This is a genomic window from Flavobacterium ginsenosidimutans (assembly GCF_003254625.1).
Lineage (GTDB): Bacteria > Bacteroidota > Bacteroidia > Flavobacteriales > Flavobacteriaceae > Flavobacterium > Flavobacterium ginsenosidimutans.
Genome location: NZ_QJRJ01000081.1, coordinates 275,195 through 298,964, shown reverse-complemented (window position 1 = coordinate 298,964; position 23,770 = coordinate 275,195). Strand labels below are relative to the sequence as shown.

Here is a 23,770-nt window from a genome sequence, read left to right as displayed (position 1 = left end):
TTGTCATTCCGACGAAGGAGGAATCGCACTAGAAATTCCGCAACTATAATCGACAATCTTTGTGGTTACGAGTGTGATTTCTCGTTCCTCGAAATGACAAACTGGGTCTTAATACTTAATTCTCTATACTTAATTTTTCTTCTTTTTCTCCGGCGGTGCCACAAAATTCAATTTACTTTTTCCTAAATCTTTAGACGTTGCAATGGCGATTCCTCTTTGTTCTGCTTTGTTAACGGCACAATAAAAATGATAGACTACACCATCATGCTTTACCACAAATGATTTATGCGCAAACATATCATCGTAAGGTTCAGATGATTTAACTAAATCGTCGCCTTTCCAATCTGTCCAGTTTACTAAATCATTCGAAACAGCAAAACGGTTAAATGCACCTTGATTCCAACCCGTCCAAAAAGCTCCAAAATAAAACATCACCCAAGTATCATTAATACGCTGAATATAAGCATCTCCCGAGATTCCTTTATGATGATTGATTAACGGTTTGTCGCCATAACGTTTCCATGTTTTCATATCGTTTGAAACCGCCATCGCAATACGTTCAGCACCTTTAGCAGGATTGATACTATCGCCACGGGCATTATAATACATAATAAAATTGTGTCCTGTCAGTTTATCTTTGTCACGGATTACACTGTTTTTGTACATTGTACTATTGTCCCACCATTTGGCGTCTTTGTCTTTTGGTGTTAAAACCGGATTTTCTAATTTCTGGAATTCGTGCGGTTTTGTTGGCGCTTCTTTGGTATACGCCATTCCGATTGATAAAACGCCTGCTTCATAACCTTTGCTGTCTCCGCCGAAATAACTCATCCAGTATTTGTCATCATATTTTTCCCATTCGTAGCTTCCGCCCCAAGTTAAATCTTGTAACGAAATATATCCTGCTTTTTGGTTGACGTCCCAATGTTTTTCATTTTCTGAGAAGGACATTACTTTTCCTAGATGTTTCCAATCTAAAAGATTGTCGCTTTCCGCAAGCCAGGTTTCGTAACCTCTTCCGTCATAAATTAAATACGTCATGTACCATTTACCGTCTTTCCTAAATACACTTGGACAGTCCATTTTGTATGAGTTGTCAGTAGGAACCATCACCAAACCGTATTTATAAGGCGTTTTGATTTCTTCGTAAATCTCCTTCATTACGCTGTCTGTGATTTCTCTTTTTTTGTATTTAGTGGCACAACCTGTTATGGCAAGTGCTGAAATGGTTAGGATTAGGTATTTAATTTTCATTTTTATGTTTTTTTGCCACGAAGGCGCTAAGGCTCTAAGTTTTTTATTTTTTGTTTCACGCAGATTTTGCAGATTTTAGCTGATGGACGCAGATAAAAATCAATTAATAATCTGCTTAAATCTGCGTGAAATTATTTTTTCAATTCTTTTAATTTAGATTCCATTACGTCTTTATTCAGTTTGACTTTTAGCATTCCTGTTGGATGAAATCTTCTCTTCAAGTCGATTGCATTATATATGATTGTGTAAACATCATTCCCTTCTGGGATTAAACACAAAGGTGTTCTCATAATATCCCACCATTTATCTACTTTGGTTTCGATTGGTAAATAATGTGCTTCTGCCCAATTAATTCCGTCTGCTGATAATGAATACGCAATCATATTTGGTAAATGATGTCCCCAGCCGTCTGGACCTCCATCGAAAATAGCAATGTACATTCCGTTTGGTAATTGACTTACAATTGGATTTTCTACGAATAACGGATGCATGGTTTTAATTGGTTCCAGACCTTTGTTCATTCTCAACCAAGGACCTTCTAAACTTTTGGATTCGGCTAAAGCCACAAACCAGCCTTTTCCTGATTTCTTCGGATAATCTGCCCATGAATTAAACGGATACGCACCGCTGTAAAATCCGAAATATTTATCGCCGACTTGATACGGAAAAAACGAAGCAACGCCCTGACGTCCTTCCCAAGGCTGAGAATCTAATCCCGGTTCCATAATAATTCCCATATCTTTATAAGGGCCGCCAATTCCGTTGATTCCGTCAACAGTCGACTCGCAACGCCAGATTCTTCCGAAAGAGTGATTCGGTTCTATTTCTTTACTAACAGTATACGCCAAATAATAGCCATACCATTTGTTTGCTTTTTCGTTGAAAATTGGCATATACGACCAAATTGCTGCACGACGATCATTCATTGGATTATCATCTTCGGTAACGGCATACGTTCCACTGGCTTGATAGATTGTAGATTCTCTTTTCCAATGGATTGCATCTTTACTTGTCCAGTGTCCGATTTTGGTTTTTACACGATCATAATAATAATCAACACCTTTTTCTCCTGCTCTTTCCGTTGGAAACATATGATAGGTATCGCCAACTTTTACCACACGTCCGCCTTCAAAACCTCCTTGAATTTCTTCTGTTCCTGACATTCCTTCATCAATAACGGGTTTGTTTTCTCCACCGATAATTTCGAAAAGTGGTTTTTCATCTGAAAATCCTTCAACGATAAAAGTTGGATTCCAAAGTTTTCCGTCAGGAAAATTAGCATTTCTTGATTCTAGTTTTTCAGAAGCTTTTACAACTCCTAAAACTGCAAATAATCCTTTTCCTAGATTAAATGTTTGTATTCCTTTTGAAAAAGAAACCGCATATACATTTACTGACGATAAGCCTGTAATCGTCAATCCGTTTTCTAAAATTAATTTGGCATTTTGAAGTTTATCTGCCTGAAGATATTCCGCATTTTTATCCTGAAAAACACCAACCAAAACCGTAACAGGTTCTTTAAATTTTAATTGTAATGGCGAATTGGTTCCGTTTTTATATTTATCTAAAGGAAGTTCAACGCCTGTTAATCCTTGCAATTCTGGAGCTAAACGAACGATATTGTGTTTGCTTCCTGAAAAAACGTGTGCATATTGCGTTGTTTTGAAAGTTTTGTAATTGGATTTTACAATTTCAAATGATGCTGGTTTCCATGGATTGGTTTGTGCTGTGGCTTGGATGCAGACAGTTAAGAGCATTAAGAATGCGGTTTTTAATTTGAAATTGTATTTTTTACTTTTTGAAAACATTGGTTTTTTATTTTTTATTGACTTTTTTGTCATTCCGACGGAGGAGGAATCACACTAGAATTCCGCAACAATATTCGACAATCTTTGTGGAGCTACTTGTGGAGATTTCTCCTTCGTCGAAATGACAAAACTGACGTGACAATCTTTGTGGTTACGAGTGTGATTCCTCGTTCCTCGGAATGACAAACTAGACGTTATAAACTAGCGGCTTATTACTAATTACTAATCACTAATCACTAATCACTCATAACTCATAACTCACAAAGCCTTATAACTCACTTTATATTCCACATTCGGTTTTAAAATCAATTGATATTTATTTTTAGCTAATTCTGTAATTGTCCCTGAATTTGTTTTAGGTTTGCTGGCACTTTCAAAAATCAATTTTCCTTCACCCTCACCTGCTTTTACTTTGATCTCTTTGGTACTGCAATACACGGCAACTTCTCCGTTTGGTGTTGGTACTTTTCCTTCCATCCACTTTAAATCTCCTAAACTTGGCTTGATTTCATATTCTGAATATCCCGGAGCGGTTGGTTTTACACCTAAATAATATTTTCCTAATAAATAAATCGGACTTGCACCCCAAGCGTGACAAAGACTTTTTCCGTAAGGACGACCGTACATCGTTAAATGTTCCGTTCCTTTTTTGTTCGGATTGTATTCTTCCCAGAAAGATGTTGCGCCTTCATTCAGCATTCCGCCCCAATAATCTTTCATTTCTTTTAAAACATAATCTTGTTCGCCCATCGCACACAACGCTTCCAACTCGTAAAAACGCATGTACGGTGTTGTGATTTGAAGAACATCTTTATTGAGCAATACTTTATTTTTTACGCTTTGTTTTTGTTCTTCAGTAAAATAATTGAAGAAAATGCCAAACATATTTGCATATCTGGTTACAATATTTTGGATTTTACCGTCGATGCGCTGGTGCTTCATGACGTTTTCTTTTTTATCCCAAAACACATCAAATAATTTCGTTTTTAAATCATTTCCTAATTTTTGATATTGTTTTTGATCTTCACTTTTACCAGCAATTTCAGCACTTACAGCCATCGCTTCTAAACTTCTGGCTAAAAGCATTTGCTCAAAACTAACTTCGCCCGATTTTGGAAGTCCGTCAGCCCAATCAATAAAAACCCAGTCTCCTTCTAACGGTTCTAAGAATCCATTTTTGTTTCTTCTTTCTAAACAGAAATCCATAAGTGATTTCATTCTTGGATAAAAAGTTTTGATGAATTTCGTATCGCCTGTATGTAAGTAGTAATCGTAAACACCTACAAACCAATACAGCGAATAATCCATTATAATATTGACGTGAGCCGTTACGGGATCTTTTCCGCGAAGTGCTAACAATGTTCGTTCTACAGAAGCCGAATCAAAGAACAAATAATAATTCATTAAATAACTTTGATAAGCGTCGCCAGACCAAACCCAGCGGTCACGTTTAATTCCGTCTATAAAAAATTCGCGAGAGGTTAAGTGCATCGTGTAAGCCGAAACATCCCAAATTTGATTCAATTGTTCATCCGAAGACTTGAATGCACCACGATAGTCTAATGGTAAATATTCATAAAGCATTGAAATAGAATCATATTTTATTCCTGCATCTGCTTGAACTTGAACATAACGAAATGCTTTCGATCCGTCGTGTGTGTAGGTCTCAGGCTGTTTTCCATCAAAAGATAAATGATCTAAAGTTTCGCATTTAGCAGAATCCAGCGCTTCTTCACGAGATTCACCGTAATAAAGTGCTAGTTTTCCTTTTCCTTTTAAACCGTGAATTTTAATGTAACCAAAAGTTTCTTTTCCAAAATCTACCAATTGGCCAGATCCTATTTTTTCGGTTTTCTTCGCACTTAAAGGTTTGGTTGTTAATTTAAATCCAGAAGGTTTATTTTCTGGCGAATTAAAATTCCAAGAACCAACAGGAACCCAAGGTGTACCAGATTGTTGTGCTTTTCCAGTTTCATCAATCCAAAGTTTATCTTCGTTGGTTACCTTCCAAGAAGCATCAGATTTAACGTATTGACCTGAAATATAAATAGCCGGCAATACTTCCTGATTGTAAACTTTAAAAGAAATTTTGTGTTTTCCAGCAGGAATTTTTATTGATTTTGGCTGTCCGTAAATTTGAACGCCATCTAAAAGTAATTGAAAAGGTCCTTCTGAGAAAATTTTTACTTCGTCAGGCTTTGGAATATCTACTTCTGTCTGAAAAGTGACCAAGGCAAAAGGACTGTAATATTGCCAAAGTGGAGGAAATACCGCTTCACGTTCTGTACGTCTTACCTGCATTTTATTGCTTAACCAAACTTCGAAATCTCCTGGATACCAGATCCATGTCGCTTCTTTTGGCTTTTCTTGTGCTGATGATGGCGAACAACAAAAAAGGGCAACAAAAAGAAATAAAGTCTTAAAAATAGGAAAGCGGTTTAGCATAGTTAGTATATTTTGGGACTAAAGATAAATGTTCTCTTTACATTTCACACCCTGCACTATCCTGCAATTTCATAAAAAACAACACTTTTTGATAATTTTTTAAGGGAAAAATTACGGCTTATCACTTTTTTATTACTAAAAAAAATGATGTTACAATTTTATGGGACGCTGATGAAACGGATTTGTTATCATGAAGACGCGGATGAAAACGGATTTTATTTATTTGCGCATTTTTGTCATTTCGACGAAGGAGAGTCGAGTAATAGCGAACAGGCGAAGCAAATCTTCGCAAGTAATTCCGTAACGAAAGTCCAATCTTTGTCGAGCTTCTCGTGGAGATTTCTCCTTCGTCGAAATGACAATGATTGTGGCTATTTTGGATAAAACTAAAGAAAAAAATCCGTGTCAATCCGCGTCTTTACGAAGTAAATCCATTTTATCAGCGTTCTAATTTAAGCTAAGAATCTAAGCAATCATTTTTTCAGATTCATTTTCATCTTCCAGAATATAGTTAGAAGGTGTTGTTCCTAAGTGTTTTTTAAACATATAAATAAAAGCGCTGGCCGTTTCGTAACCTAAATCTAAAGCGATTTCTTTTATAGATTGTTTTTCGCCTAATCTTTTAATGGCTTCCAATAATTTCATTCGCGTACGCCAATCGCTGAAATTCATTCCGAGTTCTTTGATGAATAAACGCGATAAAGTTCTACTACTCATAAAAGAAAGTTCGGCGTAGTAATCGATGTTTTGCTTACTAGCAATATCATTCATTAAAAGTTCAACCACTTTCTGAAGCCTTTCGTTATTTGTAGTTGGTAAAAAAGTAGCACTTGGAACAATTAATGCGAGTTCGTCTAAAAAAACGCCAATAACTCTTAATTGAGAATCTGTTAAGTTTCCGCTTGTTCCAAAAGAAATGATTTTAAAAGCCAACTGTTTTAAAAACATAGGAATATCAAATGAGAAACTATTTTCTGGCAATCCTTCCATAACAGACGGATCAACAAAAACACTATAATAACTTACATCTTTCTGAAAAGTAACTTGATGCTCTACTCCGCCCGGAAGCCACAAGCCTTGAAGCGGATTTACAACCCAAATATGATTACCTACAACAACATTCATTACGCCACGTGTAGCGTAGATCAATTGCCCTCTTGGATGCGAATGTGAAATACACATTTCGTTGGTTACCGTTTCTGTATAACCTATAACAGGTATTGATGGATCAACTTGATATCCATAATCCTGAGCCATTCGATATGTCCGAATTTGATTATTCATTGTCCAAATATAGCAATTTTGACATTCTAATTTATTTCAATTTTGTAAAAAATTAATACAGCTGTAATTTTAAAAAATACCATTAACCTAAATAACACTCATGGAAACCGTTAAAGTACAACCAGAAGTAATTAAAAAAACAACGTATTCAATACTTTTTATAATCAGCTTTTCGCATTTAATTAATGACCTTTTACAAGCTGTAGTTCCGTCAATTTATCCACTTATTAAAGACAATTTCGGACTGAGCTTTACTCAAATTGGAATCATCACTTTTACCTACCAAATTGTGGCTTCAATCCTTCAGCCATTTGTTGGAATGTATACAGATAAAAATTCTAAACCATATTCGTTAATAATCGGAATGTGTTTTACAATGACTGGATTATTTCTAGTTTCAATTGCTACAAATTTTGTTTTCTTACTATTATCTGTAAGTTTGATCGGAATTGGATCTTCAATTTTTCATCCAGAATCTTCTCGTGTAGCGCATTTGGCTTCAGGCGGTAAAAAGGGATTAGCACAATCTATTTTTCAATTAGGAGGAAATGCAGGAAGTGCTATCGGACCTTTATTAGCTGCTTTTATCATTATTCCGAACGGACAAAGTTATGTGGCTTGGTTTTGTATTATTGCTTTAATTGGAGTTTTTACTTTGTACAGAATTGCAATTTGGTATACAGAACATTTATCTGAAAGAAATGCCAATAAAACAGTTGCAAAAATTGAAACTCATCATTTATCTAAAAATCGTGTAATTGGTTCATTAATCATTTTATTGGTTTTAATTTTCTCTAAATACTTCTATATGAGCAGTATTACGAGTTACTACACTTTCTTTTTGATTGATAAATTCCATATTTCAATTCAGCAATCACAAGTTTATTTATTCTTGTTCTCTGGAGCTGTTGCTGCAGGAACTTTAATTGGTGGACCAATTGGCGATCGTTTTGGAAGAAAATATGTAATTTGGGTTTCTATTCTTGGAGTTGCGCCATTTACTTTGATGCTGCCTTATGTATCTTTATTCTGGGTTGGAACTTTATCTGTAATTATCGGATTGATCCTTTCTTCTGCTTTTTCTGCGATTTTGGTTTACGCAACTGAATTAATGCCAGGAAAAGTTGGTTTAGTAGCTGGTCTTTTCTTCGGATTTGCCTTCGGAATGGGCGGATTAGGTTCTGCAGTTTTAGGAAAAATTGCTGATGCCACAAGTATTGAATATGTATTTAAGATTTGTGCTTTTCTGCCTTTAATTGGTATTATTACTGGGTTCTTACCTAATTTGGAGAAGAAAAAGAAAGCTGAAAATTAATTTTTAAAATCTTCTAAAAACAAAAAACGCTCCAAAATAAGGAGCATTTTTTGTTTTATTGTGTTATTAACTTTTGTACTGAGATTGGTATTTTTCTTTTTCTTGAGCGTTCAACTCTTTGAAGAAAATTTCATCTAGATGTTTGACTGTATATTTTTTATCAGTTACTAAATTAAGATATCCTTCAGCTGTATAGAAGATTGGGAACACTGATCTTTCAACTATTTTAACGCTTTTTCCGTCCAAACCTTGTATTTCTTCATCAGAGAAATAATAAACATTGAATTTAAAATTGTGATTTTTATCATCATCTACAACATCGTCCATTACCCCAATTCTAAAACCTGGAAGAACAAGATCATTCACTCTCACAGCCATTGATTTTTCATCTATACCAATATATGATGCATTAGTTCCGTCAGCATGATCAACTATAACTTCTGTCCTGAAAACGGTTTGACCATTTTCTGTCACTGGAAATTTTTTAATATCCGTAACTATTCCCTTTCTCATGGCACATATAGTATCTTTGCTTTTAGAATAAACACCATAATTTTTCCATATTTCTGGACTTACATTGTATCTGAAAGACTCATATACTTCAACATTTTTATTCTCTTTAAATGGCAGATAGTAAACAACAGAATTATCTACCTCCGGCTTTATAAGACCTTTTTTGTAACTATAAGTGTAAGAACAATATATCTGTCTATTTTTATCTATAGGATACAATTTAAAAAGTGTACCAGAATTAGCCTCTAAATTTAAATTATAAGTTTTTTTGAATGCATAAATATCCTCCGTATTCGTTACGCTTTCTAAATCAAACTCAAGAAAATAATTTCCTGGTATAGATTTAATATAATTAAACTCTACACTATTGTCTTCTTTTTGTACACGAGTGACATAAATTTTTTGATTCTGTGATGTAATCTTACCAATACTTACTGTAAAAAAGACTACGATTGCCAATATAGTTTTTGACATGATTCTATTTTTATCGTTAAACAATGTTTTAAAAACGACGCAAATATAATAAAAATACTACAAATTACTACTAAAAGTAATATTAATACTACTTTAAAATATTTTGGTAATTTTTTTATCTACAGTAATAGTAATTATTCTTTTACTCAAAAAATTAGTTTCGCATCAGTAATATGAACTCTTATGACAGAAAAACAAGCTCTTGTACCAAAAAAAAGCGTTCTTGCAACAAATTAAAATTTCCGAATTGTTTTCTAAAATACCTTCGTTATGAATTTAACCTAAAAGACTATGGAAACAACAGAATTTATTAAAGCTAAACAATTGTTGGGAGGCTGGTTACCACAAAGCCCACAAATTATTGAAGATTGGATTTTAAAAATCAAGAAATTAACTCAAAAAAATCCAACACCGCTTATTCCAGAAATTGCCGAATTTCAGAATTTAGTGTATTCAGATCCTGTTTTGTATGCGAATGTACAGGGAATGTTTGCCGAAGCATATTTTTTAAAACAACAGACTCCCTTAATTTGGGAACCAGAGCCAATGACTTTTGAGGATTTCCTTGTTTTGCTCAACGGAATCATGCAAACCGCTCCGGAAGCTTACCAAACTGGTGCTTCTGGAAGTCAATCGCCTGCGGGCATGATTGGTTTTCCTATTAATGCCCTTTTGGCTTGGCCAATGGCGACCAATTTTGGTTATGATGTTTTTTCAAACGCTCTGGTCAATCAGCAGCTAAAAAAAATATTAAACTACTGGTCTAATTTTTTGGTTACAGAAGATTCCAGATATGTTTTAATTGAAAATGATCCATCAGAAAACGTAATTGCTTGGTTGAGCGAAGTAGCACAGTCTGAAATGATGCAAGTTGCCCAAGGGGCATTAGGTTTAGAAGAGAATCCTATTCCGCCAAATGCGACATTTTCTGATGTTTTCCAATCAGATCCTTCAGATACATATTATGGTTTCAAAAGCTGGGACGATTTTTTCACGAGATTGTTTTGCCCAAATGTACGCCCTGTTACTGGACCTAATGATGATTCAATTATTGTAAACACCTGCGAATCAGCTCCTTTACAAGTAGCTTTTAATGTATCATTGTCGGATCAATTTTGGTTAAAAGGACAGCCTTATTCGTTAGAAAATATGATGAATTTTGATGAATTAGCGCCTCAATTTGATGGAGGAACAGTTTATCAGGCCTTTTTAAGTGCTTTGAGCTATCACCGCTGGCACAGTCCTGTAAACGGTACAATCGTCAAAACGGCTATTGTAAATGGCTCTTATTATTTAGAAAATCTATATCAAGGTTTCTACAATCCAGCAGGAGCCGACTCTAGTGCGCCGAACAATTCTCAACCTTTTTTAACTGCTGTTGCCACCAGAGCTGTTATATTTATTGAAGCTGATAATCCCGAAATTGGACTTATGTGTGTAATACCTGTGGGTATGGCAGAGGTTTCTAGCTGTCAGATAACAGTAAAAGCCGGTGACATTGTGAAAAAAGGCGATGAACTGGGTATGTTTCATTTTGGAGGATCAACACACTGTCTGCTTTTTAGACCAGGTGTAAATTTAGAGTTCACCACTTACGAAACACCAGGTTTGGACGCTCCTAATAACATTCGTGTAAACACACAAATAGCAAAAGTGCTTTAAAAGGCATTTTGTTTTCATAAAAAAACACATAGTTTTCTAGATTGAAAAGCTGTGTGTTTTTTTATTTTATTTCAATTTCATTATTGGTTGTAATAATGATTTTATTTTGCTGATGTTCAATCGTTACGAAATTCCCGCAATTAAAACCGATTTTCTGAAGCCATTTTCCGCAAAGACGAATTTCTGGAAATATAACGTATCGATGATATGATCTTGCCATATGTTTTGGCTGTATTTTTAATCGTCTTGTCGCTGATAGTTTCATTTTATTTTTATTTCATTGAAACAAAAATAGTAAAAAATTTACTACAAAATGTGATATTTAAAAACTAAATTATAATTTCATAGCACTTTTGAATAACCATATTATACTTTTTATTATATTTAAATTATAAGATATTTGCATAAAATATCAATAAATCAACATTGTGTCGAAACTTAAATTAAATAGAATAAAGGTTGTTTTAGTTGAAAACAATAGAAGCAATAAGGAATTAGCCAAACATCTGGGTAAAACGGTATCGACTGTTTCGCGTTGGTGTACTAATGAATATCAGCCTTCTATTGAAACGCTTTATGAGGTTGCTAAATATTTGAAGGTTGATATTCGGGAGTTGTTGGTTTCTACTGGAAATAAATCATAAAAAAACGCTTTCTTATTGGGAAAGCGTTTTTTTAATGAGTTTAAAATTCTAAAAGTTTACGACAATACTAAATCAGCGCTGGTTAGCTTTACCTTTGGTTTACCTAATTTTATTACAGCTTCTTGTACTTTAGCTTGATCTTCTTTTGAAAGGAATACTGGAATCAAAACCGCTATTTCTATTTTTAATAATCGATTTATCACTATTAAATCTCTCAAAGTAAATGGTTTAATACCATTCATAAGTTCAGACATATACGTTTTGCTTTTATGACCTAAAATTAGAGCCAGATTTTCCTGAGTCAATTCAAGTTCTTTGAGTTTCTTCCTTATTATTTGTTTTCTATTTTCAAGAAACAATCTCTCTAGTTCTGCTATGCGCTCAGATTTATCACTTTCTAAAATTTTTTGATCATCAATTTTATAAACATCATTCCATTCTGAATTTTCATACTTCTCAATTATGTCACGCAAACTAGATCTTAAGTTTTTAAAATGTGAATTATCTTTCGCCAAAAGCCTTAATTTTCGGTCAGCAATAAGAGCTCTTTCATAATCTAGTTCGTTTGTGATTACACCTATTTCTACTATTTTTTCTATATCAAAATGTGTTTTCATTATTCTACATAGTTATTTTTTCGTAACCATTTTTCAATAGTTGCTTTGTTATTTTTAAATGTTGATTCATATTCCTGATGCGTTCCTGCCCATACAATTGTAGCCTCGCCATCATCATCAAACTCAATTAATATAAGTGTTCTATGGATATTGATATTGAAGAAATAAAAACCGTCGTTGTGCACACAATCTGCATCATTTCTAATTTCGTCAATAGTATTTTCATTAGAATTAAACCTTTCTAAATCAACAATTAACTTATCAATTTCATCGCATAACTTTTTATTACCTATATTTTTCTTTTTAATTTTTAAAATTGTCTTTTTCCCAATAATCCTCATAATACCAACTTAGCAAAGATAATTAAAAGTTCTTATATAAACCGAACTTTTACTTTATAGTTCATTTTAAATCCATTTAAATTTTACCGAAAGATTTCTATTTTCTTTATTCAAAAAAAGTTATCGATAAAAACAAACTTACAATTTTATTTCAATTTTTAACACGTATTTACCTTCTTTTTTAAATTATTATATTATGTGTTAATTTTTAAAAAGTATAAAAAAACGCTTCCTTTTATCAAAGAAGCGTTTTTAAAATTATAAGAGTTCGAAGAGAATTTAATTCCCATTAAAAACCAAATACAAAACCAAAATCACCAACCCCAACAAACCAAACAAAAGCTTCACCTTTTTACTAGTTTTAGGAATATCCGTTTCATCTGAAACATTAACTTCAGGATTTTTATCAGTTAAAGAAATAATAACGGCTGTAATTAAAAGCACAGCAAAAATGTAAAACGAAATCAATAAAAAGTGAGGCCAAGCAGGATATTTATCGGCAGGAAAAATCCATAGATACAAAACCCCAACAAACAAACTAAAAGCAGAACCCCAAGAAAGTGTTGCATTTACCGCTTTTTTTGTAGTGCGTTTCCAGAAAACACTCAAAAGGAAAACAACAGATAACGAAGGCGCCAAGAAACCTAAAACCGCCTGAAAAATGTTGAATAAATTCTGTCCCTTAATATTATCAATCGCAACAGCAATCAGAATCGCAAAAACACATCCAGCAGCAATTGTTAATCGGCCAATTTTAATTTGATCTTGAATCGTCGCCGTTGGATTTATTTTCTTTACATAAATATCATTCGTAAAAACGGTGCTCAAAGCGTTTAAAGAAGAACCAATTGTTCCCACCAAAACCGCAATCATCACGCAGATTACTAAACCGTTCATTCCGCTTGGGAAAAGATTCGTAACCATTGTCATATAAGCTAGATCAGAATTGCTTCCTAATTCTGGATATAAGGCATAACACAAAATTCCGGGAAGAATAAACAACGGCAAAGCCATTACTTTTAGCCACCCAATAAAGTTTACGCCCAATTGTCCTTGTTCCAAATTTTTAGCTCCCAAAACACTCTGCACCATCGATTGATCAGTACAGAAAAAAGCAACTGCAGCAACAGGATATCCCAACAAAATAGCTGGCCATGGATAATGCGCATCGTCAGAAGGACGGACTAAATTCCAAAAGTTTGAAGGTGTTTTAGCAATTAAAACATCGATTCCACCCAGTTTTTGCAAGCCTAAAAAGGAAAGTGTCAATGAAACTACAATCAGCAGAATCATCTGAAAAACATTCACTTTAGCAATCGCTTTTAATCCTCCTGCAAACGTAAAAATTCCAGAGAAAATTACTAAAACCGTTACGCTCTGCCACATTGGAATTCCCAAAATCTGACGTACTAAAACGCCTCCGCTGAATAATCCTAAAGACAGCCAGCTCACTAATATTTTTACCAAAGCGTACCAAGCCAAAATATTCTGCGTACTGTCACCGTAGCGTTTTCCCATATATTCGGGCATCGTACTTACTTTGCTCGCAATATATCTTGGTGCGAAAACCATTGCCAAAAGCAGTAAAAATACAAAAGCGTACCATTCGAAATTTCCTGCTACAATTCCCGTAGCGTAACCAATACTCGCAAAAGCCAATAAGGATGAAGGCCCAACATTGGTTCCCCACATATTAAACCCGATGCTGTACCAGTTTAATGAATTTCCGGCCAGAAAAAGCGTTTCGTTTTTCTTTCTCTGTTTCATACTTACCACATATCCAATGACTAATAAAGCCACTAAATAACCGGCAACAATTACAAAATCGAGCGTGGTTAATTTATCGTAGATACTGTTCATAGTCCGTATTCGTTAAGAATATCGGCAATTTTAACCGGCATTCCAGTTTGCAAAGATTTGTCCATTGCTTGCAATAAAGCCACAGTTCCAATTCCTTCTTCCATATTTGGATACGCTTCAAAACCTTGGTCGATGCTATCTACAAAATATTCTAAATAATTCTGATATTCCCCGCCATGATGACTTTGTCCTTCAAAACGGAAATAATATTTTATCGTGCTATCGCCCCAAGTAATTACTTTTTCTTCGCCCGTTTTATCTGTAACGGCATAACGTAATTCATGATAATCGGCTTGGCTAGCGCCTTCTGTAGCTCGCAGAATTGTACTCATTCCGCTGTCGCGTTGCGCTGGCTGAGTCGGCGAAGTGTAAACACCGCTTACACGGGCAATTCTTCCATCGGTTGCTTTAAAGATAAAATGCATCGTATCTTCATTTTTTAATCCTGCATTTTGTCCGTTACTGCTAATCATTCCGTAACCCATTACTTCCTGTATGTTTGGCAAATACCATCTGATAAAATCTACAGGATGACTCAAACCTCCATACAACCATTTAAACGATTGCAAAAGCGACCATTCTTTCTTTAAAAACCATCTGTGATCGGCGTGGTATTGTGCTTCAATTGTAATTAAATCTCCAATTAATCCTGCTTCATAATCGGCTCTTTGTCTTTTAGCTGGTTCAAAGAAACGTGAACTTTGCCCGATAAAAACTTTCTTTCCTGTTGATTTGCTTAATTCTAAGAGTTCTTTTGCATCAGAAAGATCATCGATAAACGGTTTTGTACAAACGACATATTTTCCACTTAATAAAGCTTGTTTTACATGTTGCGCATGCAAATGATCGGGCGTATAAATCGCAATAATATCAATTGATGAATCGTTTAACAAATCGTCGTAATTGGTGGTGTACGAATGAAAATCGAATTCTTTTGCTCGTTGTTTACACAATTCTTCGTTTCGGTCGCATATTTTCACGAGTTCTAGTTTTGAACTTTCTATAGCAGCCGACATTGTGCTTCGTCCTTCTCCAAGTCCCAGAATAGCTATTTTTAACATTAGTTTTTATTTTAGTTTTTTGATAGTTATTTTTTTTTTAGCCACGAATTCACGAATTATTTTTTTAAAATCTGCATGTTATATTATTCGAATTAATTCGAAAAAATAATCGCAAAGATTTTCAAAAAATAATTCGTGAATTCGTGGCTATCTCTTTTTTATTTAGTTTCTACTTTGTTTAAAAATATCCAGGTTTCATCTGGTTTTGCACCTTGAATTCCTGATTGGTATTTTTTCATTAGGGCATTCCATTCGTCTACACGAGGATTATTTTCAGTTGTTTTTGGATTTAGTTTATCGAGATTTTCTCCTTTCGGAATACTGATTACTAAGATTAATTGTCTGTCTTTTTTGAAGACTTGCAATTGTTGAAAATCAGCATTACAGAAACCTTTTGCCACTTCTGGCCATTTTTCAAATTGCGTTTTATGATAATCGACATATTCTTTTTGCAATTTTTCATCAGCAGGAAGATTCGCAGTTAAAACCACATTTTCCCAATCTGATGCAGGTTTTGAATCTTTACATCTTTCGAAGTTTTGAAAATCATAAACCAAATCATCATAGATTTTAATTTCTAAAGAAGGGAAAGCTCCCGCCAGTTTTCGTTTCGTTCTTTCCGGCTGATTCATTTTTCCGTAAATCACCAAATGATTTTTCCATTGGTACAATTCCTGACCAACAATTCTAAACCCAACCAAAGTCGATTTGATTTTTTCGATATCAAAATCAGAACCTATCAATTCGATTGCATACGGCTTTGGCATTTCCTGCAATCCCCATTTTTCATCGATTACGACTTCTTTTTCTAAATCTTTGTAAGGCGCTCTGATTCCCGCTGCATCTTTTATTTTAGTACTTACATACGGATCGTTGTGTTCCCAGATATTTCCTTTTGGACCGTTATGGTTTTTAAGGATTTTCTTTTCGGCAATCCAATTGTTTTTTATCGTAAAACCTTCGCTTCCTTCATCGGTATATAAATACAGCCATAAAAACGGATCGTGCGCATACGGACTATTGTAAACTTTGTCGATATAATTTTCTTCAATTCGGCTGTTGGGCTGTGCAGAAAGCGTATAAATTCCTGCTACATCATGTAAATGTTTTGCATAATGATGAATTTTATTCGCCAGAATTTTATTGTTCTGCATTACGTTTGGCGCATGCGTCCAACCCCAGCCCATCGCCATTCCGGAATACGACACATCCGAAATTTCGTTGTGTTCAATGGTTATATTTCGAACAAAACCTGCACTAATTCCTAAAGTTCCCCAATCTTCATTGGTTACATTGGTGATTAAATTATCTGAAATCACTTCATCAGAACACATTTCTCTTTCATCTTTTATAATTAAAGGCAAATGCGCTTCGAAAGCTTCTTCAGAGAAAATCCCAACATTGATGGCACTTCCACCGATATCCTTAAATAAATTTCCTTTTACCGTATTGTGATTTGTTCCTTTATTTAAATCTAAACCAGTCGAAGCCAAGTGCTCAAAACGACAAGATTCAAACTGAATATTATTAGCATAATTTACTTCAACTGCCGAGCGAGGTCTTCCCACCCAAGCTTGATTTTCTAAATTCGCCTGATTTCGTGTTCCCGGCTGTTTCAATTTATAAGCATCTAACAAATATAAACCTGACTGCAACGGCACATGACCTTGCTGTGAAGGACGAAGCCAATTGCTGTACTGAAATGAAATTCCTTTAAATCTAAAATGGCTCACAGGCGAATCGATCGTTCCTTTTACTTCAACCAGATTTTCTAAAACAGGCGCAGTTACAATTGCCGAATTAATTTCTTCTCCAGCTCTCGGAATATAATAGATTTTAGCATTTTTCTTGTCTAAATACCATTCTCCGGGTTCATTTAAAAGCGAAAAAGCGTTATTTAAGAAATAAGCTGAATTCCCGTTGTTTTTAGAAATCCACGGTGCAGGCCACGGATGCTCGCTTTGAATACGACTTTCTGGTTCTTCAAACGAAAGTTTTGCGCTGTCTTTTTGAACTTCGATATTTTTGATTCGAAGATTAGCGTTTGACCACCATTGCACAATAAACATTTCCATTCCCGGTTCAAACTTCACCGATTTATCTTTAAACGGAATCCAACAAGTTTGTTCTTCGTGATTCCACGATAAAATACGCTCCATTGCGGTTCCAGTAGTATTTTTGGCTCTAACAGCTTTTTTACCGTTTACCCATAATTGTCTGTAATCAATTAGGCTTCCCGCCTTTTTAGGAGCATCTGCCACCCAAACGGCACCTTTTTTTAGTCCGTTGATAACCGTTGTCGATTTTGTCCAATTTTTAATTTCGATTCCACCGTTTATAATTGGTTTTGCATTTACATCGGCTTCAATTGTTGTCGGACTGTCTGCTGTTCCTGAATCTTCAGGTCGAACAAACAAAGGTTCGTTTAAATAATAAGTTCCATTCATTACTATGATTCGGATTCCGTCTTTAATCGATGGATCTTTTAAACGACGAAGTTCTCTGGCTTTTCGCATTGCCATGTGAACCGTTGCCAGCGGATTTGATTTTGTTCCTGAGTTTTTATCGCTCCCTTTTGAAGAAACCCAAATTTCAGCCGCATTCATAGAAAACGAGATGCAGAAGATTAAAAAGAAGCTCAGGATTTTAGTAAATGAATTCAAACGCATTATTTAATATTTTGATTTTTTTCTGGGTAAAAATTATAAGGCAGTCAATTTTAAGCATATATAACTTACATATAAATGTATTTTTAACACTTTTACCAAATAATTCGTCCAATTTACTCGAACATAAAGTTAGATGCATCCTGTACCCTCCTGTTTGAGTTTTTTTTGCCACGAATTCACGAATTTTATTTTTAGAATCTTTGCGATTATTTATTCGAATAAATTCGAAATAATATTTTTTAGATAAAGTATTAAAAGAAAATTCGTGAATTCGTGGCTATCTTTTAAACTTTTTTTATAGATTTGTGTAATCGATTACATTCAAATATTATTATTTATGTGAGAAGTAATTTTTCACATCTATAAAAATAACACCAAAAAATTACTAACAATGAAAACCAACCGATTAAATCTTTTTTCTCTTGCAATGGCAATTATGCTTTGTATGAGTTCGCAGACTGGCAATGCTCAAAACACAGCTTTGGCAGATACTTATGCGAATATTGAGTTTAAAATGCTAAAAGTTAACGAACCTGTAATTCCTGCTAATACAGTAAATCTAAAAGACTTTGGAGCTGTAAATGGCGGTTATGTTTTAAACACAAAAGCTTTCGCTGATGCTATAGATGCACTTTCTAAAAAAGGCGGTGGAAAATTAATTATTCCTCCTGGGATTTGGCTTACAGGTCCAATTATCTTAAAAAGCAATATTGAACTTCACGCTCAAACTGGCGCTTTAATCAAATTCTCGACAGACAAAACTTTATATCCAATTATCGAAACCAGTTTTGAAGGTATAAATACTTGGCGATGCATCTCTCCTATTTACGGCAAAAATTTAGAGAATGTTGCTTTTACCGGAAATGGCGTTTGGGATGGTTCTGGTGAAGCTTGGCGACAAGTTAAAAAAAGCAAATTGACAGACGAACAATGGAAGAAATTTGTAGCTTCGGGCGGTGTTTTAAATGAAAAGAAAGACAGCTGGTATCCTTCTGAACAATACTTAAAAGGGGTTAAAGGTGCCGATCAGAATATTCGCCATGATTTGAAAACTAAAGAAGATTTTGAAGCAATTCATGATTTCTTGCGTCCAGTATTGGTGAGTATTCAAAATAGCAAAAGGGTTCTATTTGACGGACCCGTTTTTCAAAATTCACCTGCGTGGAATATTCACCCTTTATTAATTGAAGATTTAATTGTTAGAAACATTACGGTTCGTAATCCGTGGTTTTCTCAAAACGGTGACGGACTTGACGTTGAATCTTGTAAAAATGTAGTAATCGAAAATTCAAGTTTTGATGTTGGAGACGATGCCATCTGCATTAAATCTGGAAAAGATAAAGACGGACGCGACAGAGGTGTTCCTTGCGAAAATATCATTGTAAAAAACAATATCGTATATCATGGTCACGGTGGTGTTACAGTTGGAAGTGAAATGTCTGGAGGTGTAAAAAATCTGCACGTTTCCAATTGTACTTTTATGGGAACTGATGTTGGTCTTCGTTTTAAAAGCACTCGCGGACGTGGCGGTGTCGTTGAAAATATTTATATCTCAGACGTTTTTATGACTGATATTCCATCTCAGGCGATTTCTTTCGATTTGTATTACGGAGGAAAATCTATTGCTGAAACTTTAGCTGAAGGCGGCAATACGGTAAGCACAAAAGCAATTCCAGTAAACGAAGAAACGCCTCAGTTTAAAAATATAGTGATCAAAAATATTACAATAAAAGGTGCCCAACAAGCCGTATTTTTACAAGGTCTTCCTGAAATGAATTTAGAAAATATTGAAATCACAAACCTAATTGCAAAAGCTCAAAAAGGTTTTTCTATAATTGATGCTAACGGAATTAAAATCAGCAACGCTCAATTGGATATTGAAGCTAAGAATGCTTTCGAAATTTACAATACTAAAAACCTTTCGCTGAAAAATATCGAGTTTAATCCTTCTTCTTCAAATACAATTACGATTAATGGTGAAGCGAGTAAGAATATTGATTTAAGTGGTTCTTCTATTAATTTCTCTAAGACGACAACTATTGATAAAAACGTTCCTAAAAAAGCGGTGAAATTTTAATTTTCAAATTTCAAATTTTAAAACAAAAAAGCGTGAATTAATAATTCACGCTTTTTTATTATAAATCTAAAATTGAATATTTAGTCATTCAAACTATAGAAAGCATTCGCATTCTCAAACCAAATCTTATTCTGTTCTTCAATAGAAAACTTCGAAATATAATCTTCTAAAGTTTTTACAACCTCATTATAATCAGAAGCTACATTTAGAACAGGCCAATCTGAACCATACATTAATTTATCAACTGGAAAATTTTCAAAAATTACATCTAAATACGGTTTTAAATCTTCTGGTTTCCAGTTTTTCCAGTCGGCTTCTGTGACCATTCCTGAGATTTTACACCAAACATTATCGTATTTTGCAATTTCTTCAATTCCTTTTTTCCAAGAATCAATACTTCTTGATTTAATATCTGGTTTCGCGATATGATCAATTACAAACTTTTGGTTTGGAAAATCTTGAACTAAACTTATTGCCGCTGGTAATTGACGTTCGAAAATTAATATATCGTAAGTATAATTAAATGCTTTTAAAGCTGTGATTCCTCTTCTGAATGCTTCTCCATACATAAAATCATCAGCTTCTCCTTGAACGACGTGTCTAAAACCTTTCAGCTTTTTTTGATCTGAAAAGAATTGCAAACGTTCTTCGATATTCTCATTTCGCAAATCGATCCAACCGACAACTCCTTTTATGAAATCATTTTTAGAAGCTAAATCCAATAAAAATTGAGTTTCTTCTTCCGATTGGCTTGCCTGAACAGCAACACAACCTTCAAAATCATTCGCATTTAATAATGGCTGTAAATCTTCAGGAAGAAAATCTCTTTGGATATTCTGCATCGTTTCATCAATCCAGCTGTCTCTAACTGGATCAAACTTCCAAAAATGCTGATGGGAATCTATTCTTTTACTCATAACTTTTTAATTAACATCGCTGATTAATGCGCGATCTAAATGTACGTAACCTCCATCTACAAAAACAAATTGTCCTGTAGTATGTGATGATTTTTCTGAGATGATAAAAAGTGCTGTATCTGCAATTTCTTCGGTTTTAGTCATTCGACTTTCTAACGGAATACTTTTGTTGATTTTATTCAAAACAGTCTGTCCGTCTGGTAATGTTTTAATCCAATCTTCGTAAGCTGGCGTATAGCTTTCTGCAATAATAATCGCATTCGAACGAATTCCGTACTGAATCAAATCTACCGCCCATTCTCTGGTTAAACCTAAAACACCACCCTTCGCAGCAGCGTAACCCGAAGTTCCGCCCTGCCCTGTTAAAGCCACTTTTGAACCGATATTCAAAATATTTCCTTTTGATTCTTTTAAATACGGAAGTGAATATTTAGCTAAAAGAAAATAACTTACCACATTCAATTTCAAAGAGTTCATAAATTCTTCGTAGCTAGAATCTAATCCTGCTCCGTCATTTACACCGACATTATTTACGATGGCATCAATTCTTCCGTATTTAGCTCCGATTACTTTTACAGCGTTTTCTATTGCAACAGGATCCGTTACGTCAGTCTGCACAAATAATGAATTAACGCCTCTTTTTTGAAGTCTTTCTACGTATTCGAAACCTCTTGCATTTCTATCAACTAAAACCGGAATAGCTCCTTCATCAGCCAATCTGTTGACGATCGTTTCTCCAATACTGCCTTCTTTTCCAGCTGAACCAGAAACGACAACTATTTTATTTTTTAAGTTTAAATCCATTTCGTTTTTGTGTTAGATGTGATTTGTGAGATGTAAGATGTGAAAAGTGAAAAGTGAAATGTAAAAATATTCTACTTAAACATTCTCACATTTCACATTTCACTAATTACTTTTCACTAATAACTAATTACTCAATTTCGATTAACGCCTTAATCACATTATTCTTCGGATCAATCAGATTCCCAAAATCAGTAATCATTTCAGAAAAACTTGTTCTGTGCGTGATGTATTTTTTCGGATCGATTTTACCTTCTTTCAAACATTTCATTACATATTCGAAATCTTCAATAGTTGCATTTCTACTGCTCATTAAAGTCGATTCTCTTTTGTGGAAATCAGGATGACTAAAACTTAATTCCCCTTTTTGAAGTCCAACCAAAACAAATCTTCCGCCATGCGAAATATAATTAAAAGCGCTGTTCATCACTTTCTGATTTCCAGTTGCATCAATAACCACGTTTGCCATATCGCCGTTTGTTAATTCAGCTAATTTTTGTGCAACATCATCGTTTAACGGATTAATCGTTTCATCTGCATTTAGTTCTGTTTTACAGAAATTCAATCTGTAATCGTTGATATCCATTACAATTACTTTTGCTCCAGCAATTTTAGCAAACTGAATCAAGCCAATTCCGATTGGTCCTGCTCCCATTACCAAAACGGTATCAGTTGGTTTTACTGCTGCTCTTCTAACTCCGTGCGCTGCAATTGCTAACGGTTCAACCAAAGCCAGTTCATCATAATCTAAACCTTGACCGTGCAATAAATATTGTTCTGGAATCGAAACATATTCAGCCATTCCGCCATCAATATGAACTCCGAAAACTTTGATATTTACACAGCAGTTTGTCAATCCGTTTCGGCACGCAACACATTTTCCGCAATTGAAATACGGAATAAAAGTTACTTTATCTCCCGGTTTAAAACCTTCTGCATTTCCTTTTACATATTCAGCAGCCAATTCATGACCCAAAATCCTTGGATATTCAAAGTACGGCTGAGTGCCACCAAAAGCGTGTATATCAGTTCCGCAGATTCCGATTCTTTTAATTTTCAATAAAACTTCCCCTTCTTTTGGTTCTGGAATACTGGTTTCTTTTAGTAGAAATTCCTGCGGTTTTTCGCAAACAATATATTTCATTTTATACTTCTTAAATTTATTTTTGATATGCTACAGCCTTTTGTTTGCTTGTTCCTAAACCTTCAATTCCAAGTTCAACAACATCGCCCGCTTTAATGTAAATCGGATCTGGCTTAATTCCTAAACCAACTCCCGGAGGCGTTCCTGTGCTGATAATATCGCCCGGAAGCAAAGTCATAAACTGACTTAAATAATGCACTAAATAAGGAATCTTGAAAACAAGATTCAAAGTATTACTGTCTTGGTACTTTTTACCGTTTACCGTCAGCCACATCTTTAAATTATCAACATCTGCGATTTCATCTTTTGTCGCCAAAAAAGGTCCAAGAGGCGCAAAAGTATCGCTTCCTTTTCCTTTCGCCCATTGTCCGCCACGTTCTAGCTGAAAAGCTCTTTCACTATAATCATTCAATAAAGCATAACCAGCAACATAATCTAAAGCTTCTGCTTCTTCAACATAACTTGCTTTTTTGCCAACAATAAAAGCCAATTCCACTTCCCAATCTGTTTTTTCGCTATTCTTTGGAATAATCAAATCATCATCTGGCCCGCATAAAGAAGTTGTCGATTTGAAGAAAATAATAGGTTCTGTCGGAATCGGAGCGTTTGTTTCTTTACAATGATCAATATAATTTAAACCAATGCATATAATTTTTGAAGGACGAGCAACTGGCGACCCCAAACGTACCGAAGCATCAACTTCTGGCAAAGACGAATTGCTTTCTAGCGCTTTTTTTAATTTCTCTAATCCGTTTTCTTCAAAGAAACTTTCGTTAAAATCGGTTACAATCGAAGAAACATCATATCTCTTTTCTCCAATCAAAACTCCAGGTTTTTCTTTTCCGATTTCTCCAAAACGTATTAATTTCATAATCGTATATTTT

General features: G+C 34.5%; 19 protein-coding genes. 4 read left to right on the top strand and 15 right to left on the bottom strand.

The annotated features are described in order from the left end of the window. Positions 1-129: 129 nt before the first annotated feature. The 4 genes from DM444_RS19465 to DM444_RS19450 form a co-directional block, all read right to left on the bottom strand. On the bottom strand, positions 130-1,254 hold the full coding sequence (locus DM444_RS19465; protein ID WP_111289731.1) for a glycoside hydrolase family protein: 1,125 nt from the start codon (positions 1,252-1,254) through the stop codon (positions 130-132). Positions 1,255-1,385: 131 nt separating this feature from the next. Continuing rightward, positions 1,386-3,062: a glycoside hydrolase family protein gene (locus DM444_RS19460; protein ID WP_111290141.1), complete on the bottom strand. Its 1,677-nt coding sequence runs from the start codon at positions 3,060-3,062 to the stop codon at positions 1,386-1,388. 258 nt (positions 3,063-3,320) lie between these two features. Next, entirely contained in the window at positions 3,321-5,507 is a 2,187-nt protein-coding gene (locus DM444_RS19455) for an alpha-L-rhamnosidase-related protein (RefSeq protein WP_111289729.1), read from the bottom strand. Between the two features lie 465 nt (positions 5,508-5,972). Further along, positions 5,973-6,791, bottom strand: a complete 819-nt coding sequence (locus DM444_RS19450; protein WP_111289727.1) for an AraC family transcriptional regulator — start codon at positions 6,789-6,791, stop codon at positions 5,973-5,975. Positions 6,792-6,891: 100 nt separating this feature from the next. Here DM444_RS19450 and DM444_RS19445 point away from each other — a divergent pair, with 100 nt between their 5' ends. Then, a complete protein-coding gene (locus DM444_RS19445; protein ID WP_111289726.1) occupies positions 6,892-8,106 on the top strand; it encodes an MFS transporter in 1,215 nt (404 codons plus the stop codon). A 66-nt stretch (positions 8,107-8,172) separates the two neighbouring features. Here the strand turns inward: DM444_RS19445 and DM444_RS19440 are convergent, their stop codons facing one another. Next, complete coding sequence (locus DM444_RS19440) at positions 8,173-9,093, bottom strand: hypothetical protein (protein ID WP_111289724.1); 921 nt, start codon at positions 9,091-9,093, stop codon at positions 8,173-8,175. 291 nt (positions 9,094-9,384) lie between these two features. On the opposite strand from DM444_RS19440, the gene DM444_RS19435 reads away from it, so the two are divergent. Further along, the gene (locus tag DM444_RS19435) at positions 9,385-10,755 is read left to right on the top strand and encodes a phosphatidylserine decarboxylase family protein (protein ID WP_111289722.1); all 1,371 of its coding nucleotides are present in this window, start codon (positions 9,385-9,387) and stop codon (positions 10,753-10,755) included. Between the two features lie 61 nt (positions 10,756-10,816). On the opposite strand, the gene DM444_RS19430 is transcribed toward DM444_RS19435, so the two are convergent. Continuing rightward, complete coding sequence (locus DM444_RS19430) at positions 10,817-11,020, bottom strand: SymE family type I addiction module toxin (protein WP_111289720.1); 204 nt, start codon at positions 11,018-11,020, stop codon at positions 10,817-10,819. 163 nt (positions 11,021-11,183) lie between these two features. Here DM444_RS19430 and DM444_RS19425 point away from each other — a divergent pair, with 163 nt between their 5' ends. Next, positions 11,184-11,399 (top strand): helix-turn-helix transcriptional regulator, encoded by a 216-nt coding sequence (locus DM444_RS19425; protein WP_111289718.1) that lies wholly within the window; start codon positions 11,184-11,186, stop codon positions 11,397-11,399. A 56-nt stretch (positions 11,400-11,455) separates the two neighbouring features. Here DM444_RS19425 and DM444_RS19420 read toward each other — a convergent pair whose 3' ends face one another. The 5 genes from DM444_RS19420 to DM444_RS19400 all read right to left on the bottom strand — a co-directional run bounded on the left by DM444_RS19420 (position 11,456) and on the right by DM444_RS19400 (position 17,884). Continuing rightward, positions 11,456-12,016 carry a helix-turn-helix domain-containing protein gene (locus DM444_RS19420; RefSeq protein ID WP_111289716.1) on the bottom strand — a complete coding sequence of 187 codons (561 nt, stop codon included), beginning with the start codon at positions 12,014-12,016 and terminating at the stop codon, positions 11,456-11,458. Continuing rightward, positions 12,016-12,357, bottom strand: coding sequence for a type II toxin-antitoxin system HigB family toxin (locus DM444_RS19415; protein ID WP_111289714.1), 342 nt, complete (start codon positions 12,355-12,357; stop codon positions 12,016-12,018). Before DM444_RS19415 ends, DM444_RS19420 begins: the two co-directional genes overlap by 1 nt. A gap of 279 nt (positions 12,358-12,636) precedes the next feature. Next, a complete protein-coding gene (locus DM444_RS19410; protein ID WP_111289712.1) occupies positions 12,637-14,217 on the bottom strand; it encodes a sodium:solute symporter in 1,581 nt (526 codons plus the stop codon). Then, positions 14,214-15,278 carry a Gfo/Idh/MocA family protein gene (locus DM444_RS19405; RefSeq protein ID WP_111289710.1) on the bottom strand — a complete coding sequence of 355 codons (1,065 nt, stop codon included), beginning with the start codon at positions 15,276-15,278 and terminating at the stop codon, positions 14,214-14,216. The genes DM444_RS19410 and DM444_RS19405 overlap by 4 nt, the downstream gene beginning before the upstream one ends. Before the next feature lie 158 nt (positions 15,279-15,436). Further along, the gene (locus DM444_RS19400) at positions 15,437-17,884 is read right to left on the bottom strand and encodes an L-rhamnose mutarotase (RefSeq protein WP_239455726.1); all 2,448 of its coding nucleotides are present in this window, start codon (positions 17,882-17,884) and stop codon (positions 15,437-15,439) included. Positions 17,885-18,338: 454 nt separating this feature from the next. On the opposite strand from DM444_RS19400, the gene DM444_RS19390 reads away from it, so the two are divergent. Further along, positions 18,339-20,024 (top strand): glycoside hydrolase family 28 protein, encoded by a 1,686-nt coding sequence (locus DM444_RS19390; protein ID WP_111289704.1) that lies wholly within the window; start codon positions 18,339-18,341, stop codon positions 20,022-20,024. Between the two features lie 80 nt (positions 20,025-20,104). On the opposite strand, the gene DM444_RS19385 is transcribed toward DM444_RS19390, so the two are convergent. From DM444_RS19385 to DM444_RS19370, 4 genes are all read right to left on the bottom strand, one after another. Continuing rightward, on the bottom strand, positions 20,105-20,941 hold the full coding sequence (locus DM444_RS19385) for an amidohydrolase family protein (protein WP_111289702.1): 837 nt from the start codon (positions 20,939-20,941) through the stop codon (positions 20,105-20,107). Between the two features lie 6 nt (positions 20,942-20,947). Beyond that, entirely contained in the window at positions 20,948-21,745 is a 798-nt protein-coding gene (locus DM444_RS19380; RefSeq protein ID WP_111289700.1) for an SDR family oxidoreductase, read from the bottom strand. Between the two features lie 127 nt (positions 21,746-21,872). Next, complete coding sequence (locus tag DM444_RS19375) at positions 21,873-22,886, bottom strand: zinc-binding alcohol dehydrogenase family protein (RefSeq protein ID WP_111289698.1); 1,014 nt, start codon at positions 22,884-22,886, stop codon at positions 21,873-21,875. A gap of 16 nt (positions 22,887-22,902) precedes the next feature. After that, positions 22,903-23,757: a fumarylacetoacetate hydrolase family protein gene (locus tag DM444_RS19370; RefSeq protein WP_111289696.1), complete on the bottom strand. Its 855-nt coding sequence runs from the start codon at positions 23,755-23,757 to the stop codon at positions 22,903-22,905. Positions 23,758-23,770: the final 13 nt, after the last annotated feature.